The 17739-nt window shown below is 64.6% G+C and carries 13 protein-coding genes, 1 tRNA gene and 1 pseudogene; 1 reads left to right on the top strand and 14 read right to left on the bottom strand.

Annotated features, from left to right (window positions below):
- Positions 1-54 precede the first annotated feature (54 nt).
- The 12 genes and pseudogenes from G5C33_RS07255 to G5C33_RS07200 all read right to left on the bottom strand — a co-directional run.
- On the bottom strand, positions 55-2742 hold the full coding sequence (locus tag G5C33_RS07255; RefSeq protein WP_165326602.1) for a CHAT domain-containing tetratricopeptide repeat protein: 2688 nt from the start codon (positions 2740-2742) through the stop codon (positions 55-57).
- On the bottom strand, positions 2715-2987 hold the full coding sequence (locus G5C33_RS07250) for a hypothetical protein (RefSeq protein ID WP_165326601.1): 273 nt from the start codon (positions 2985-2987) through the stop codon (positions 2715-2717). The genes G5C33_RS07255 and G5C33_RS07250 overlap by 28 nt, the downstream gene beginning before the upstream one ends.
- 86 nt (positions 2988-3073) lie before the next feature.
- Entirely contained in the window at positions 3074-3661 is a 588-nt protein-coding gene (locus G5C33_RS07245; RefSeq protein ID WP_165326600.1) for a hypothetical protein, read from the bottom strand.
- Entirely contained in the window at positions 3658-4992 is a 1335-nt protein-coding gene (locus tag G5C33_RS07240) for a sensor histidine kinase (protein WP_228275224.1), read from the bottom strand. The genes G5C33_RS07245 and G5C33_RS07240 overlap by 4 nt, the downstream gene beginning before the upstream one ends.
- A 33-nt stretch (positions 4993-5025) precedes the next feature.
- A complete protein-coding gene (locus tag G5C33_RS07235; protein WP_165326598.1) occupies positions 5026-5709 on the bottom strand; it encodes a response regulator transcription factor in 684 nt (227 codons plus the stop codon).
- Between the two features lie 189 nt (positions 5710-5898).
- Positions 5899-5983 (bottom strand) — tRNA-Leu (locus G5C33_RS07230).
- 101 nt (positions 5984-6084) lie between these two features.
- Complete coding sequence (locus tag G5C33_RS07225; RefSeq protein ID WP_165326597.1) at positions 6085-6555, bottom strand: DUF805 domain-containing protein; 471 nt, start codon at positions 6553-6555, stop codon at positions 6085-6087.
- A 76-nt stretch (positions 6556-6631) separates the two neighbouring features.
- A complete protein-coding gene (locus tag G5C33_RS07220) occupies positions 6632-9367 on the bottom strand; it encodes a M16 family metallopeptidase (protein WP_165326596.1) in 2736 nt (911 codons plus the stop codon).
- Between the two features lie 62 nt (positions 9368-9429).
- Positions 9430-12870 carry a TonB-dependent receptor gene (locus G5C33_RS07215; RefSeq protein WP_165326595.1) on the bottom strand — a complete coding sequence of 1147 codons (3441 nt, stop codon included), beginning with the start codon at positions 12868-12870 and terminating at the stop codon, positions 9430-9432.
- A gap of 109 nt (positions 12871-12979) precedes the next feature.
- Positions 12980-13954, bottom strand: a complete 975-nt coding sequence (locus G5C33_RS07210) for a FecR family protein (RefSeq protein ID WP_206518648.1) — start codon at positions 13952-13954, stop codon at positions 12980-12982.
- Complete coding sequence (locus G5C33_RS07205) at positions 13951-14409, bottom strand: RNA polymerase sigma factor (RefSeq protein ID WP_228275223.1); 459 nt, start codon at positions 14407-14409, stop codon at positions 13951-13953. The genes G5C33_RS07210 and G5C33_RS07205 overlap by 4 nt, the downstream gene beginning before the upstream one ends.
- A gap of 155 nt (positions 14410-14564) precedes the next feature.
- Positions 14565-15359: pseudogene (locus G5C33_RS07200) on the bottom strand (YifB family Mg chelatase-like AAA ATPase); the annotation flags it as partial.
- Positions 15360-15424: 65 nt separating this feature from the next.
- On the opposite strand from G5C33_RS07200, the gene G5C33_RS07195 reads away from it, so the two are divergent.
- Complete coding sequence (locus G5C33_RS07195; RefSeq protein ID WP_165326592.1) at positions 15425-15856, top strand: hypothetical protein; 432 nt, start codon at positions 15425-15427, stop codon at positions 15854-15856.
- Between the two features lie 84 nt (positions 15857-15940).
- On the opposite strand, the gene G5C33_RS07190 is transcribed toward G5C33_RS07195, so the two are convergent.
- Positions 15941-16561, bottom strand: coding sequence for an NYN domain-containing protein (locus tag G5C33_RS07190; protein WP_165326591.1), 621 nt, complete (start codon positions 16559-16561; stop codon positions 15941-15943).
- Between the two features lie 137 nt (positions 16562-16698).
- A complete protein-coding gene (locus tag G5C33_RS07185) occupies positions 16699-17661 on the bottom strand; it encodes an IS1595 family transposase (protein ID WP_165326590.1) in 963 nt (320 codons plus the stop codon).
- Positions 17662-17739: the final 78 nt, after the last annotated feature.

The following is a 17739-nucleotide window of genomic DNA, read 5'->3' as shown; positions in this document are numbered from 1 at the left end:
GCGAGCGGCGGAAAAGACGCCTGCTATCTTTGCGCGTCCGCCCGGCGCCGCAAATCAGCTCTCGATCAGGATGAACGGCGCCCAGATCGCCGGATGCGCGGCATCGGGAATATCGGGATCGGCCATCAGTTCGAGCTGCGCACGACGCAATGCCTCCGCCTTGCCCAGCCCCTGTGCCGCGCCGCGCACGGTAGCGACCGAAAGCCGCGCGGCGGCATCGTCACGCACGCGCCAATGCGATAGCAACAGCGATCGCGCGCCGGCGAAGACGAAGGCCTGCGCCAGCCCCGAATAGGTGGGTGTACCGGCATCGGATCCCGCCGCGGTGTTGCAGGCGGACAGGATCACCCAGTCGGCATCGAGCCGCAGGCGGGCGATTTCCGAAGCCGTCAGCAAACCGTCGTCATCCTGCACCGCCGTGTCGGGCGGTGTCATCACCAGTGCGGGCTCGTCCAGTCCGCCCAGCTGGCCGCCGACCAGACCGTGCGTGGCAAAGGCAAGCACGCTGTAGCGCGAGAAATCGATGGCACGGATCGCGGTTTCGGTTGCCTGGCTGCCGGTCAGCAACAGATTGCCGGGATTGTCGAAGGTCCGTGCCATCGCCGCCAATTCCTCGCCCGCACCCGGCAGGGACGGCAGGTCGCGGATATCCTGAACCGAAACGCCGCCGCCCCGCACCAGCACGGCGAGTTGCGCTTCCCCGGAGCCGGCTGGCGCAAGCGCGGGGTCGCCGAATCCGGCAAATCGCACCGGGCGCACCGAACGCGCGGATCGCGGTTCCGCCCGATCGATGTTGAGCGGGGTCGAGATCGCGAAGCGGCGGACCAGCCATGCCGCATCCGCAAGCGTCTCGCCAGGCTGTGGCGCGCGCTCGACCAGCAGCGAGAAGGGAATGACCGACAGATATCCGCCGGCCAGTATGTCGAGCCGTTCCTTGCCCGCCAGCAGGGGCGCGATGTCTGCGCCGAAAATCGCGGAATAGAGCAGATGCGCATCCGCCAGCGCGAAGGGCTGCGTGCGATCCTCGACCGACGTGCGTATCGCCGTCACCGCAGCCTGGAATTCGTTGCGCTTTCGCGGCGTCAGATGCCAGGCGATGCCTTCGCGAGTAACGGCGACGGTCAGAATGCCCATCAGCCCCGGCTGGGCGATCAGGATCGCGCCATTGGCGGGAATCCTTTCGCGCAATCCTTCAAGCCGGACGAGCTCGGGGCGCTGAGCCGCCGCGTATCCGGGGAAAGCCGTTGCCACCTCGCCCCGGGCCGAACGGATTGCGCGATCCGTCTGCGCCAACGCCGCTTCGGCTTCGCGGATCGCCGCCGAATCGGACTGCGCCACGGCCGTGCTCAGCGCGGCGCGAAGCTGCTGCTCCTGCCGCACCAGATCCTGAAGTTCGCGCAGGTGCGTGCCGGCCGATCCGGCGGCGGCGGCGCGCGCAGCCAGCATACGCCCCGAACGCTCCAGATCGCCCAGGCGCGCCAGTTGCAGCGCCTCCAGCCCCAGCCCGGGATCGCCGGCTTCGAGGGCCAGCTGCGCGAATAGCGTCAGCGTCTGGCTATAGGCCTCTTCGGTACGCAGCCGCGTCTCATCGGCAACCAGATCGCTGCGCATGCGCTCGCGGATCGCGATATAGGCCGGCCGCGCCGCGTCGAGCCCTTCCGCCGCCTGTCCCGCCTGAAGCATGGCAAGGCCGTGAAGCACTTCGGCACGCACCCGGAAGGTTTGATAGGGTTCGCTGATCCGGTGCAGCGTTTCCAGCGCCGGTTCGAGGAAGGCGAGCGCCGCCGAAGCATCCCCCCGCTGCAACGCGAGTTCGGCGAGCACGATGGAGACGCGCGCATAGGAGAGATTTTCGGTGCCCGCACGTGTAGCGACCAGTGTCCGGGCGCGTTCGGCTCGCTCGGTAGCCTCTTCCCAGCGACCCGATCCGGCCGCGATGCTGGAGGCATTGAGCAGCACAGCGCCCGCAGTCTGCGGCGCGCTCGAATCGGGATTGGCTTCGAAAATCGCCGACGAGGCAAGATAGAGCTGCTCTGCCTCGCGCACCTTGCCGGTCCGCTCGAGCGAATAGGCCAGGCTGTTCAGCGTCAGCGCGGTCTGCGGATTATCGCCGCCGAGCAGCCGTTCGCGCGCGGCGAGCGCCCGGCGCAGGATCGGAATCGCCTCGCCATGCCGTCCCGCCACTCCGAGCAGCGCCCCGAAATTATGCAGCGTGGATGCCGTGAGCAAATGATCCGACCCGAGGTTAGCCTCCGACCAGAGTGCTACGGCGCGCGAGGATTCGAGCGCTTCGGGAACGCGTCCCAGAATGTTGAGCAGCGACGCTTCGCTGATCCAGTACATCGCGACATCGGGATCGGCGGTGCCGGCGGTCGCGTCGCGCTTGATCCGTACCGCCGTGCGAATATCGCGCAGCGCCGCCTCCACGTCGCCCTTCTGATATTCGATGAAACCGATCGTGTAGAGCGCATCGGCATAGAGCGAGCTTTCCGGCCCCTGGCGGGCCGCGATCCGATCGAGCAATTCGCGCTTCATCGACAATCCGCGATCGAGATCGCCCATATCGGTGTAGGTCGACCCGATCATATCGAGCACCGAGATCATCAGCTCGCTGTCCTGCAACCCCGCGCTGGCGAGCGTTGCATGCGCGCGCTGCAGATCGACAAGCGCGGCTTCATCCTTCTTCAGGTGATAATATGCCGCTCCGCGATAGATCAGCCGGTCGCCAACGCCTCCGGGCAAAGGGGATCGTCGTCGGCTCGCGCGAAAAGGGCATTGGCCCGCTCAAGCGACTGCGCCGGATCGGCCGTGACATCCGCATCGCCAAGCGCGAGCATATTCGCCTCGACACCGGCCTCCGCCGCATCGGAGGCGACTGCGCAGCCGGCCTGTCCCGCCGGCCCGGGCGCCGCCGACTGAGCCGAAAGACCAGTCGGCATTCCTGCGGCCAGCAGAAACGCCAATCCGAAACGTGTCGCGTTGCTCACGAACTCCCCCTCGTGACAAACCCCTCGATACAATATCGTACGCAGACTCGGTTCGAACCAATAAGCGCGCCCGTCGCCGCCCGGCCTTAGTTAGTCACCAGATAATAGTTGACCGCCTCCGCCTGTCCATTGTGCAGGCGGATCGTCACTCGGCGCGTGAAGATGGGCAGCCAGCGGCACAGGGTGCGCGGCGGCGCCACCCGCTGGTCGCACAGCGTCTTGTCGTCCTGATCGGTGATGATCAGCCTCAGGCCGTTTCGTGCCTGCGGCACCACTGCGATCTCGGCGGGCTGACCGGCGAGAAACACCTGTTCGGTAACGAAGGCGCCATTGGCGTCGATCGCCCCGCGGCTATAGGCCGGGCCGAGCGCGCGCCCGCGAAAGGGCGGCGGCAGATCGACACCGCCCGCCCGTGCCGCGTCGCGCCAGCGCGACGCCAGATCGGGCGTATCGTCCTCCGCGCGGGCGCCGAGCTGTTCGAGCGCCAGCGCCGCGGCGGCATATTCGCTGGTCGATCCCGAATGTTCGGCGGCGTCGCCGCGCGCCAGCGCTTCGGCCACGCGGGCCACCGCGCTGTCGTTCACGGGCTGCGCCGCAGCGACCGGAGCCCGGCCGCCGTTCTGACACGCGACGAGCAGCAGCGCCGCGACGATGGCAATCCTCTCCACCTTCATCTTTTCGCCTCCGGCCTCAGCAGGAACACGGCGCCCGGCGCCGCATCCCGACAGGAGATGGCAAGACCGTGCCGCTCCGCGATCGCCCGCGCAAGGGCCAATCCGAGCCCGGCACCGGGGATCGCCGCCCCGCCCCGCTGAAAGCGTTCGAAGATCCGCTCGCGCAGTTCGGGCGGCACACCGGGCCCGTTGTCACGCACTTCGACTTCCGGTCCGGGCGCGACGCGAACCGTCACCTGCCCCCCGGCCGGGACATATTTGAATGCATTATCAAGCAGATTGGTCAGCAGCCGAGTCAATTGCATCGCGTTGCCGGACATCATCACGCCGGGCATGATTTCGGCGCGCAGGTCGAGATCGGCCTCTTCAGCGCTGTCGGCGTAAAGATCGACGATGCTTTCCGCCAGTTCGGAAAGATCGACCGGTTCGAACCCGGTCTGATCGCCGCGCCCCGCACGGCTTGCCGCGATATCGAGCAGCGAATCCAGCAGATCCGCGACGCGCCGCGCCTCGATCCGCACCTGCCCCAGCCCGGCGACCAGCGCGGGATCGACACTGTGATCGATCAGCTTGAGCACGCGGTTTTCCAGATGCGTCAGCGGCGTGCGGATTTCGTGCGCGATCTGATCGGTGACGTCACGCTGCGCCTGAAGCAGCGTTCCGAGCCGCGCGATCAGCCGTTCGGCATGGCGCGAAAGCTCGCCCAGTTCGTCCTGTCGATCATCGGCGCTCAGTTGCAGCGGTTGCGCGCCTTCGCTCTCGACCTTGCGGAACGCCGCGTTGATACGGCGCACGCGCCCGCGCAGCCGCGCCGCGGCGAACCAGCCGAATCCGGCCGCGCCCAGAACGACCAGGAAGCCCGCGATCAGAAAGGCCGTGCCCAGCCGCGCAAGCAACGCGTCGCGCGATCCGTGCTCGCGCGCGGCGACCAGCTTTAGCTCGGCATCGAGCTGCGTCGCACGGGCGAAGACGCTGCGGCCGTCCTCCAGCGTCACGAACCCCGCTTCGCTGTTTTCGGCCGAAAGCAACGGCCAGCGGGAGATATCGCCGGCGATCCGCGCGCCGTCGGCAGCGGCGATCAGATAGCGCGGGCGATCGGGCGCGCTGGGCTGCAGCGCCAGCCGGTCGCCGATCCGCGTGACCAGCTCCGCCTGCCCGCCGGTGGCATAGATATCGGCGAGCGCGGCGATTTCTGTGTCGACGCTGCGCCGCAATTCCGCGTCCGACGCGCTGCGTACGACACCGGTCGTCACCAGATAGACGGCGAGCATTGCCAGCGCCGCCAGCGCCGCGACGGGCGCGACGATGCCGGGAACCAGCGACGGACGCATGCGGGGAACCTCCATCGAACTGTCCACCGCGCGCTAGGCCGCCACCAGCCGGTAGCCCGTGCCCCAGATGGTTTCGAGCACCGGCGTCTCGAACCCTTCCTCCAGCTTGCGGCGCAACCGGCCGACGCTGACGTCGATGACATTGGTCTGGGGATCGAAGCTCAGATTCCACACATGCCGCAGCAGCATTTCGCGCGTCACCACCTCGCCGCCGTTCTCGATCAGATATTTGAACAGCTTGAACTCCTTGGGACTGAGCGGAATGTGCCGCCCCTGACGGTGCGCAGTGCGCGCCTTCACATGGCATTCCATGTCGCCGAACAGGATCACCGCGCTGTGCGCCTGTCCCGCTGCGCGACGATGCAGCGCGCGGATGCGCGCGACCAGCTCGCTCGGCTCGAACGGCTTGGCCATATAATCGTCGACGCCCGCTTCCAGCCCGTCGACGCGGTTCTCGACCCGGCCCAGCGCCGACAGCATCAGCACCGGCGCCGCAACGCCCGCCTCGCGCAGCCGCGCCACCAGATCGATACCGTTGAGATCGGGCAGCATCCGATCGAGGATCACGACGTCGAACGCCTCGCTCGCCGCCCTGGCTAATCCCTCGCCGCCGCTCGCGACCCATTCAACACTGTCGCCCTGTGCGCTCAGCGTTTCGCGCACCTGTTCGGCAAGACGCGCATCATCCTCGACATAGAGTAGCTTGAGACCCGTCATCGCACCTCGACCATCGGCGTTACGCGTTTCGGTCTAGGATACTGCCCGCCGAACGGGGAATGAAAAAGGCCGTTAGCTTCGGAAATGCGGGTGCAGGTTGGCGGCCGGCGTGATGTCGTCGGCTGCCCAAGCTGGGATGGCTGGAGCCTCGGCCCACGGCGATTTCCCCCGTTAAGGAGTCTCGCTAAATGGTGCCCCTGGCCGGACTCGAACCAGCATGCCTTGCGGCACTCGATTTTGAGTCGAGCGCGTCTACCAATTTCGCCACAGGGGCAGCGGCGGAAACGGCTAGACGATGCGCCGGCCGCCCGCAAGCGCTCGATGCGCCGCGTGGGACGGCGGCGCGCCATTACGCGCACCGCCGTCCCTCCGGGATCAGAAAGTCGCTTCGAGTTCGGCCAGGTCTTCGGGATCGCGCGGATCGGGGCCGAAGCGGTTTTCCCCCTCGGTGCCCGGCAGCAGCGTGAACACCAGCATCACCAGTGCTCCGATCAGCGGAACGAAGAGGATCAGATACCACAGCCCCGAACGATCCGAATCGTGCAGGCGCCGGATCCCGACCGCGATCGACGGAATGATCATCGCCAGCGTGTAGAGGCCGTAGAGCCCCATCAGCAGCAACGACGCCGGACTGGCCGGCGCTGCCGCCGGGGCAAAGGGATCGCCGCCAGGATAAGCCCCCGGCCCCGCGACCATCTCGCCGCCGCCGGGCGTAAACATCGCTTGCAGGAAAGCTACGCCGACTGCGATGATGAGCTGCAGCAGCGCGAACAGCCAATATTCGCGGCGCGTCGAACGCCCTTCGAAATCGAAAAACCGCTTATACGGCAGAAACATCCACTGCATTATTCATCCCCCCGGAATAGTTACTGCCCGCAACGTATCGCTTCGGTCCGGTCAGGCAAGTAAATTCGGATGCGGTTCAGCGCAGTCGATTTCCTTCCACATCCCACACTTCGACCTCGCCCAGATCCAATGCGCGGATCGGTGCCTCGATCTTCGAAAGATCGCCGACGATGACCCAGGTCATCGCATCGGGATGCAGCATCGTCGCGGTCTGCGCGATCGTGTCGGGCGTTATCGCGGCATAGCGATCGGCCAGCGAGACGATCCATTCATAGGGATGGTCGTAGCGATCGACATAGCGCAGATAGCCGACCATCGCGTTGTTGGTCTCGAGCCGATCGGGCAGCGTCAGCACTTCGCCGCGCCGGTAAAGCTCGAGTTCCTCGGGCGTCACCGGACGCGCGCCGGTGATGCCGTGGAGTTCGCCGTCGATTTCGGTCAGCGCCTCGGCGGTCTTGTCGGTCTGCACGCTGGTCGCAACCGTGAAGGCCTGCGGGCCGCGGCCGCCGCCGATCCCGCTGCTCGCGCCATAGGTCCAGCCCTTGTCCTCGCGCAGGTTCATGTTGAGCCGCGCGGTGAAGCCGCCGCCCAGCACGCCGTTGACCGCATCGAGATCGAAATTCACCGGGTCAAGACCGTCGGGCATGATCTGCCCCACCCGGATCACCGACTGGATCGCGCCGGGCTTGTCGACCAGCACCACGCGCGGCGCGGCCTGCGCGGTCAGCGGCGCGACCGGCTTGTCGCCGCGCGCCGTTTCGGGCGGCTGCCAGTCGCCGAAATGGCGTTCGAGCGTGGCGATCAGCGTGTCGAAATCGACGTCACCCGCAGCATAGATCGTACCGTTGTCGGGACGAATCCAACGGCCGTGGAACTGCGCCACCTCCTCGCGACTGTAGGACTCGATCACCTCCGCCCGCCCCGCCAGCGGCGCGCCATAGGCATGGTCGGGACCGTAGAGCAGATACTGGAAGACGCGCCCGGCGATCGCATCGGGGCTGGCCTGCGACTGGCGCACGCCGTTGAGCGCATTCTGCCGGTCGCGTTCGAGGTCTTCCTCACGAAAGCCGGGATGGCGGATCATGTCGGACCAGAGCGCCACCGTGTCGTCCAGCGAAAGCGTCAGCGCCGAGGCCGCGAAGTTGCTCGTGTCGGAATCGCCATAGGCGTTGATGCGCGCGCCGAGCATTTCGCTACGCTCTGCGAATTCGCTGGCGGTGAGATTTTCGGTGCCGTCGTCCATCATGCCGAGCATGAAACCCTGCAGCCCCGGTTTGGCGGTCTGATCGGCTGCGCCGCCGGCATCGAACGAAGCGACCATTTCGACAGTCGGCGTGCCCTGCTTGCGCGAAAAGATGACGCGCATGCCGTTGGACAGCGTCGCTTCCTGCCGTTCGGGCAGCGTCAGCGGCGGATTGGGTCCCAGCGGCGGCAATGCGCTGCGATCGGCGCCGTCGGCGCTCGCCTGATATTGCCCGAAGGGTTCGACGGTCAGCCGGTAATTGGGCAGCGACAGCCAGTCGCTCGCCGCCGCGCGTACTTCCCCGGCGGTCAGCGCGGCGAATTCGGCTTCGTCGCTGGCATAGTCGCCTGGGTCGTTCGAGAAGACCATGCCGCCCGCAAGCATCATCGCGCGGACGAACAGCGACTCGCGCGAGCGGACATTGTCGCTATAGGCGATCGTCTTGTAGCGCGCGAGTTCGGCCTCGGTCGGACCTTCGGCGATGAAGCGGTCGAGCTCGCGCTGGAGCACCGCTTCGGCTTCGGCGGGATCGACACCCGGCTTCAGCCGCACGTCGATGGTGAACATCCCCGCGATCGCCGCGCCCTGATAATTGACCATCACCCCGGTGGCATAGGGATTATCGGTCACCAGCGCCTGATAGAGCCGCGAAAGCCGCCCGCGGCCGAGGATCGTCGCCGCCATGCGCAGCGCCTGGGTTTCGTCGGCATTGCTGCCCTGCACCGCCCAGTTCCACGACAGCACGGCCTGCGGGACATTGTCCTGCACGCTCTCGCGCTTCACCCGTTCGAGCGTCGGCACCCAGGCTTCCATACGCGAGACCGGCTGACCCGGCGGAACGCTGCCGAAATAGCGCTCCATCAGGTCGCGCGCCTGTTCGACCGTGACGTCGCCCGCCAACGTCACCACCGCATTGGTCGCGCCGTAATAGCGGCGGAACCAGTCCTTCACATCCTCCAGCGACGCCGCGTCGAGATCCGCCATCGAACCGATGGTCGCGTGATAATAGGGATGGTTGACCGGATAGAGTCCATGCGCCCGCAATTCGGGAATCATCGAATAGGGCCGGTTTTCGTAGGTGCGTTTCTCATTCTGGACGACACCGCGCTGCTCGTCGAGCTTGGCCTGGCTGACCGCGCCGAGCAGATAGCCCATGCGATCGCTTTCGAGCCACAGCACGCGTTCGAGCCCGCCGGTCGGCACCACTTCGTAATAATAGGTCTGGTCGAGCGAGGTCGCGCCATTCACCGCCGACACGCCGACTTCCTGCAGCGGCGGCATATATTCATCGTCGCGATGCTCCGATCCGTTGAACATCAGATGCTCGAACAGATGGGCAAAGCCCGTCTTGCCCTCGGGCTCGTTCATCGATCCGACATGATACCAGACCGCGACCGCCACCTTGGGCACCGAATGGTCCTCATGCACCACCACGCGCAGCCCGTTGGACAGGGTAAAGGTCTCATAGGGGATCGCCTGATCTTCGGCGGCAACGGCAGGCGTCTCCTGCGCCTGTACGAGCGTGGGGGTGAGCAAGGCCGCCGTCGTCGCCAGCAGCAGCGTGGTCATTTTCATTATAGATACGTCCCGAGAGGTTCCCGGCCAGGCGCCACCGCCCGGCCGGTTGGAGGTCAGAAAGAGGCGGAAACGCCGAGCTTGAAGCTGCGGCCGCCGAGGTAAGTGGCGCTGGAGTGGAATTTGGGATCGTCACCGAGCGAAAAGGCGACGTCGGGCGAATCCGTACCCTTGAGCAGGTCTGATCCTTCGAGAAAGATGCGGAACTGCCCGAAATCGGGGCGCAGATAATATTCCACGCGCAAATCGAGCGACTGCGCGTCCTCGGCATAATAGCTGAGGCCGCGTGGATAGAAGCTGCTCAGTGCCCGCGACTGATAGGCATAGCTCAGCGTCGCATCGATGTCGTATTTGTTATAGGTCAGCGCGAAGGTTCCCGAATGCTTGGGCGACTGCGAATAGGGCACGCCGGAGAATTCGAAGACATTGTCGTCTGGATCGGTATAGGCCCAGCTATAGCGGTCGACGCGCGAGCTGTGGGTGTAGGTGTAATTGGCATAGACACCGAACCCGCCCCATACGCCCGGCAGGAAATCGAACCGGCGCTCGGCCTGCACTTCGACGCCCCACAGCTCCGCGACATCGTCGCTGTTCACCGGCGTCGACCCGGTGATGAATACCGAATCCGGGTTGGCCGGATCGAAATAGGGCGGGCCCTGGAAATAGGGATGATCGGGCAGAGTCACTGCGTCGAGATTGGCGGCGCCGTTGCTGATGTTCGATTGCAGCAGATTTTCGGTGCGCTTGTGGAAGCCGCTCAGCTTGAAGATGCCGACTCCCGAATAATATTCGGCGCTGAGGTCGAAATTATGCGTCGTCGCGGGCTTGAGGTCCGGGTTGCCGCTGTTGATCTGCAGTATCGGCTTGGTGCCCTGCGGCCCAGGGATCGGGAAGTTGATGAACGAAATCCGCGTCTCGTTCGACAGCAGCGAAATCTGCGGCCGCGCGACCGACATGAAATAGCCGCCGCGAAAGATCAGATCGTCGCTTTCACGATAGTTGAACAGGATGCGCGGCAGAAACTCCTCGGTCGTGCCGCTTTCGGTGACGAGCCGCGAAAATTCGTTCTGGAAGACCAGGTCGACACCGACGCCGCCGCCGTTCTCGGGCAGGATCGGGCCGGTATAGACCGGATAGACCAGGTTGCGCGCCTCAAGCTTGACGCGATTGTACCGCACGCCGCCGACGATCTCGAGCTTGCCGAATTGCAGCTTGGTCTGGAGATAAGCGGCGAGATTGGTCTCGCGCGTCATCTCGTCATCCTCGCCCGGCACCGGGGGAAGATCGGTGATGGTGAGGCCGGTGCTGCCGGCAACCTGATCGATATTGTTGACGAAATCGCGCAGCGATCCTTCGCTGACGACGGTAAAGCCGGGCACGTCGACGCCGATGCGCGACAGGTCCGACGGCACAAAGTTCAACCCGACATCGGTGGCGAGCACATTGCCCCCGATCTGCGAACGCGAATGGGCGGTGTGGAATTCGGCGCGCTCGTAAAAGGCGCCGAGCTCGACATAGGAGAGGAAGCCCTTGTCCGCCTGCCAGCGCACGCTGCCGCTGGCGGTGTAGCGATCATTGTTGCCAGACGATTCGTCGATCTGACCGCTGGCGTTCTGAACGGTGAAGCCGGCCGGGTCGTTGATCAGGCCCCAACCCTGCGCGCTGAGCAGCGGCAACGGAATTCCGTCGCCGGTACGCGGCGCCCATGCCGAAACCAGCGTGCCGCCGTCAAAGGCTTCGGGCAGGAAGTAATTCGCCTGCGCATCGAGCGCCGTGCCGCCGCTCACGGCGCCGAGCCGCAGCGATTGCGAAAAGCCGCGCGGGTTGGTCAACGACCCATGCGCATAGCCGGCGAGATATTTGATCTCGAACGCGCCGAGATTGGTCTTGCCGTTCAGCGCATAGGTGTCCGAGACATTCTTGACGTCGCGCGAAAAGCCATAGCTTTGCGAGCGCGAAATCGCCTCGTTGCCCGGTGTCAGATCGACGCTCAGTTCGGGGCCGTCATAGCCCCCCGGCAGATCGCTATATTCGGCCGAAACCGAAAAAGTGTCGGCCAGGCTATAGTAGGTCTGGTTGGTTTCCGAATGCTGGAAATCGAATTTCAGATTGGTGTGGCTGGCAACCTGCCATTCGGCGGAAAGCGTGCCGGTGAAATATTCGGTCTCGATATGGTCGAACCGCGTCGTCAGGCCGGTGACATAGGCCTGATCGGCTCCCTCCACGAAGGGAAAGGTGGCATAGGGATCGATCTCGTCGGTCGATTCGTAGGTCGGCAGCCCGTTCTCGTCGAGCGGCAGTGCCCGGCCGGTGCGGATCGTCGTGCCATAGCCGATCGTGCGCTGCTCGTGGTTGCGATACTGGACCGACGCGCTCAGACCGAAATCGTTGCCGAACGTGCCGGCGATCGTGCCGGAAACCAGATAATCGCTGTCGAAATCGTCGGAGGCCTGCCCACCTTCGACCAGCAGATTGGCGTAGCGGCGCGGCCGATCGAGCGGCGACATCGTCTCGATCTCGATCAGGCCGCCGGTGCCGGCGCTGTCGTGGCTGGGCAGCAGCGTCTTGTTGACGGTGATGCTGCTCACCGAATCCGCCAGCAGGTTGGAAAGGTCGGCCGAACGGCTGCTGCCGTTGCCCACGGGCAGGTTGAGCCCGTTGAGCTTGACCTGGTTCATGTCCGGCTCGAAGCCGCGCACGATCACATTGCTGCCGTCGCCGGTCGCCGAATCACGCTGGAACGAAATGCCGGGCACGCGCCGCAGCGCTTCGGAAAAGGTCGTGCCGGTGAAATTGCCGAGATCGTCGGCCGAGACCACGTCGGCGCTGTTGTCGGCGGTGCGCTGCTGGTTGAGTGCGTTGGCGCGCGCGCTGAGCGAGCCATAGACGACGATTTCGGCGCCGGCGACATCCGTCGAACCGCCGAGCGCGAGATCCACGCGCGTGCTGTCTCCCGGCGTGACCGTCACGGTCCGCGTGACGGTTTCGTAGCCGAGGAACGAGATTTCCACCGTGTAGGTGCCCGCCCGAATGCCGGGAAATCGAAAATTGCCATATTCATCGACGGCGGTGGTCGCCCCCGTTTCGACGATGCGCACCAGCGCGCCGGTGACGCCGGCCGCGCCATCCGGGCCGGTGACATGCCCCGCGAGCGTACCCCTGCCCTGCTGCTGCTGCCCGCTCTGTCGCGCCGGCGCCGTGCGGACGACAAAGGAGCCGCCGCTTGTCACGGTCAGCGACAGGCCGGAGCCGGCGAGCAGCGCCTGATAGGCGGACCGTGCCGAGTGGCTGCCGCGCAGCGGCGCGGCGGTCTTGTTCGCCACCTCGGCGCTGGAAAAGACAATATTGGTGCCCGTGCGCGCCGCGACCGCGCGCAGCGAGGTTTCGAGCGATTGCGCGGGCAGGTCGAAGCTGAACCGCGCTTCGGCCTGTGCCTGCGCCACCGGCATGATGCTGGTGGATGCGGCAAGCGCCGCCAAAGTGAATCTCGATAGCATTTTCTGCCCCCCATTTTTCGAGCGCGACCCCGTTCGGCTCCAAAAGGGTAGACGTTGCTGCATCGCAAAACCGACATGACAGCGACACAAAAAGGTAAAACCGCTCGATTCAGCGAACGATTTGAATGATATCCCCGCTTTTGCGGACATGAAGCCCGTGCAGCGCCGCGACTGCGTCGGCGAACTCGCGGGTGTCGTTGGTGGCGAAGACGCCCGACACCGGCAGCGCCGCGACATGCGGATCGGCGATCTCCAAGCGCGGCCCGCCATAACGGTTTAGTTCCGACGCCGCGGCGGCCAGCGGCGTATCATCGAACACCGCCTGGCCGCGCCGCCATGCGGTCGCGACTTCGATCGATTCGCGCGCGATCATCTGCTGCCCCTGCGCAGGCGCGGTCAGTCGTTCGCCCGGCGAAAGCTGCGCCGGCGGCGCCGGAACCGCTGTGTCGCCGCGCGGCGCGATGTCCGACACCGAAACCCTGCCTTCGATCAGCGTCACGGTAACCTCGGCGCCGTTCCGCCGAACGATGAATTCGGTGCCGATCGCGCGCACCTGCTTGTTGCCGGCATCGACGATGAACGGCCGGTCCGCATCATGCGCGACTTCGAACATCGCCTCGCCGCGTTCGAGGCGCACATGGCGCAGACCGGAACTGAAGGCGACGTCGACACGGCTGTCGGTATTGAGCGCCACGCGGCTGCCGTCGTCGAGCGTCACTACCTTCTGCTCCCCGGCACGCGTCGTATAGCCCGACGCGTCGGCGAATGCCCACCAAAAGCCGCCGAATGTCAGCAGCAGCAGCAGCGAGGCGGCGAGCGCGAGCACCGGGCGCCGGTTGCGTACCGCCGGCGCGGGGTCGGGCGCCGCCGCGCCGGTCTCGCGCTCCGCATCCAGCCACAGTGCGGCGCCGGGAATCATCGCCCAGATCTCAGTCGCGCGTTCGAAGGCATCGGCATGCGCGGCATCGGCGTCGAGCCACGCCCGCAGCCCCGCCTGCGCCTCGGGCGTCGGCTCGCCCTGCAGCCGCGCGACCCAGGCGGCGGCTTCGGCCTCGATAGAATCCTGTGCGAACGCGTCGGTCACCAGTGCGATACCCATTGCATCAGTTGCAGCGTGGCGCGCGCCACCTGCTTCTCCACCGCCGCGACGCTCATCCCTTCGCTTTTCGCGATCTCGGCATAGCTCATTTCCTCGAGGCGACGCTTGAGCAGAATGCGGCGCGTGCGTTCGGGCAAGCGCTCCATCTGCCGCGCCACTTCGCGCAGTCGGGCCTGCTGCTCGACGATCTGCGCCGGGCCGGGGGTCGCATCGGCGATATGCTGCAAATCGTCAATCTCGGTGAACCGCAGCCGCGCCGCGCGGCGCTGCCGGTCGATCGACAGATTGACCGCGGCAGTGATCAGCAACGCCTCTTCCGAGCGCGCCGCATTGGTGCGCTGATATTTTTCCACCTTGAGGAACGCGTCCTGTACCAATTCGTCTGCATCCTGTTCGGAAATGCCCTGCCGCAACACGGCACGGCGGGCTTTCTGAAGCATTTCGGTGAGCGTCGGCATCAGCGGAAGCAGACCTCAGCCAACCAGACGAATCGGCCGGCGAAACCCGACATCGCGGCACGGAAGAATGGCGAGGGATGCGACCATGTCGGCCATAGTGGCAGCTATGATCGGCGATGCAAGCGGCATGGAACCACTCAACTGCGCGGCGGCTGTCGGCGATAGCCGAGCGCTTCGGCGACATGGATGCGCGTCACCGCTTCGCTCTCCGCCAGGTCGGCGATGGTGCGCGCTACCCGCAACACGCGCGTATAGCCGCGCGCGGACATGCGCATTGCCTCGGCCGCCTGCGCGAGCAACTGGCGCCCCGCCTCGTCCGGCGTGGCAAAGCGTTCGAGCGCGTCGCCTTCCAGTTCGGCATTGGTGCGCGCGTCGCTCTCGGCCAGCCGGTCGCCCTGCACCGCCCGCGCCGCCGCGACTCGCGCCGCAACTTCGGACGAACCTTCGGCGGGCGGCGGCAGGACGAGGTCGGCAGCGGTCACCGGCTGGACGTCGACATGCAGGTCGATCCGGTCGAGCAGCGGCCCGGACACCTTTGCCTGATAGTCCGCCGCGCATTTCGGCGCCCGCGCACAGGCGAGCGCGGGATCGCCCAAATGCCCGCATCGGCAGGGATTCATCGCGGCAACCAGCTGCACCCGGGCAGGAAAACTTACATGCGCATTGGCCCGCGCGACGCTGACCATTCCGGTTTCGAGCGGCTGGCGCAGCGAATCGAGCACCGCACGCTGGAATTCGGGCAGCTCGTCGAGAAACAGCACTCCCAGATGCGCGAGGCTGACTTCACCCGGCTTCACTTTCAGCCCGCCGCCGACCAGCGCCGCCATCGATGCCGAGTGATGCGGACTGCGGAACGGGCGCGTGCGCGTCAGCTTGCCGTCCTGCAGCGTCCCCGCCACCGACGCCACCATCGTCACTTCCAGCGCCTCCGGCATTATGTAGCAAACGCACCAACGTAAGTACAGACGTAATCGCACGCGATGCGTAATGTCTGCATATGACGGACTACGCCCTAGAAGCGCTCAAAGCCAAGCGCGCAGAGATCACCGGAGCAATAGCGCGGTGTCACGCGGACATTCAGAGGCTATCGGAGGAATTGGAGCATCTGGACGCCACGCTACGGCTGTTCGCTCCCGACTTCGTGGCTGAGAGCGTGCTTCCAAAGGTATTCACGCCGCCTAAATCGTGGAGCAAGCGCGGGGAAATGTCGCGCGCCGTCCTGTCGATCCTCCGCATAGCCAAGGGTCCGCTATCAACGCGGGAGATCGCCAGCATGGTGGTGCAGCAACGGGGCTTGGAAGTAACTTCCGAAATCACCAACATCATGACCCGGCGTGTCGGGCACGTCCTACGGGACAAGCGCGACAAGGGCGTGGTGCGTTCTATCGAGGAAACCGGGCTTTGGCTTCAATGGGAGATCGTGCGCTAGAGAAGCCCATACACGCCCGCTGCCAGCGCTAGCACCGTGAGGGCGGCTATCAGGGCGAACTCTAGGTGTATGAGCTTGGGGCGGTTAAAGGCCACGCCTATTAGCCCGAAAATTCGCAGGGCGCTCGATGGAGCGTTCACTATCCACTTGTACAATATCAGCGAATTGCGCCGCTTCCAATCGTTCGGTTCCAATTTGCATTTTTGGCCCAAGGGCGCGGCATATTTTATATCGGTTTGGCGGCGTTGCAACAAACACCTCAACATGTGGAGCTAATTGCGCAATCATTTTAATGGGTGGAGCCAAATCCGTATCGGCACTGATTAATATTATTCTGTCGCAGGCACCTGCAAGAGCATCGGAAACCATATGGACTGCAATCTGGACGTCCGTTTCTTTTTCTTCGTGACTTGTCCATCGCTGATTGCACGACCGGCATCGCCTTGGTTTTTCTTTAAATTGGCCCAGGTGGACATCAATTCCCACTGAGCGCAGCGCAGCAACATATGCTTTGTGGCGGCTTAGCCCGTCTGGCTTCCAAGTGGCATACGCTGAAAAGTACTTCACGCTCTTGAGGACTTCATCCTTGCGGAGAAGCCCTTCGGCAACAGCCCTGAGGTTGAGCCATTTCAGCTCTGGCCGTTTGAGTTGTTCTATCGCGTGGTACAGATTGAAGCCGTCCACATACACAATGACTTTGCGCATAGTGCCAGTACATAGAACGACAAAGGCCGGAGCGATAGCCCCGGCCTGTCTAACAGGATATGCCTGCTAGGATGATGAGGATCAGATAGCGGGGAGCGGTTTAGGATTCAATAATTTTGTGAATCATTCCATCGATTTTATGCTGCCGCTCGCTGCCAATACCCTTTCCACTGGCGCGATACCGGAGCGTCCATAGCGGCCTCCAGAACCATGCCAGCCTGCGCACCGTTCGACACGCGGCGGTTATCCTCACGCCACGCCATTTCGCCCGCATAGGCGTTGAGATACGGCCCCGCGATATGGTGGTGCGTGCCGATTTCGGCGCGGCGCAGGCGGCTGAAGAAACTCTCTGCCATGTTCGTGCAGGCACCGTTGAGCGAATAAGCCTCGCTGTGATTGATCCGGCGCACTTCGTTGCGAGCGTGCAGCACATCCCAATGCGAAGCTTCGTCGGCGTGGATCACGGCATCGGTATCGACGCGAGCAGCGACCGCTTCGACGCCATCGCTTTCATGCTTGCCGACGAACGTCAGCATGTCGCCATCGCGTTCGCGGATCACAACAACCGACTGGCGCTTGCCCGACTGGTTCGCGAGCAAGCGGCGATCCTTACGGTCGGCGCGCTCATTGGCAGGCTTCACATAGCCGCCGAAATAGGCGCCGTCGACTTCGACCGTTCCGCCAAGCTTCTGCTCTGCATCCTCAAGCGCCATCGCCTCGCGCAGCTTGTGAGCGAGAACGAACGCGGTCTTATACTGCACGTCGAGATCGCGGCTGACCTGGAGGGCCGAAACGCCCTTGGCGCCGTTCACGAAAATGACGATCGCGGCGAGAAGGTCGGTGTAGCTGAGCTTGCGGCTGGCGAAGATCGTTCCCGAAGTCACCGAAAACTGGTGGTAGCAGGCAACGCACTTGAAGCGACGGCGCGACGTGATGTTGTACGTCTCGGTGCAACCGCACTTCGGGCAAACCGCTTCACCGTCGTTTTCCGGCCAGCGCATTTCGCAGAACGTCTCGTAAGCCTTGTCCTCACCCATCTTGAAAACAGCCTTGAGGCTGAGGGTGCGTGCTTTTGCCGAGAGAAGAAAGTGCTGTGCCATGTCATCGTTTCCAGTGCTTATGCACTCTTTATGATGACACTATGCACCGTTGTCAATGGCGAATGTATCGCCTATGAT

Origin of the sequence: Sphingosinithalassobacter tenebrarum, assembly GCF_011057975.1 — a bacterium.
Taxonomy (GTDB): domain Bacteria; phylum Pseudomonadota; class Alphaproteobacteria; order Sphingomonadales; family Sphingomonadaceae; genus Sphingomonas; species Sphingomonas tenebrarum.
This window is presented reverse-complemented; position numbering and strand designations above follow the sequence as displayed.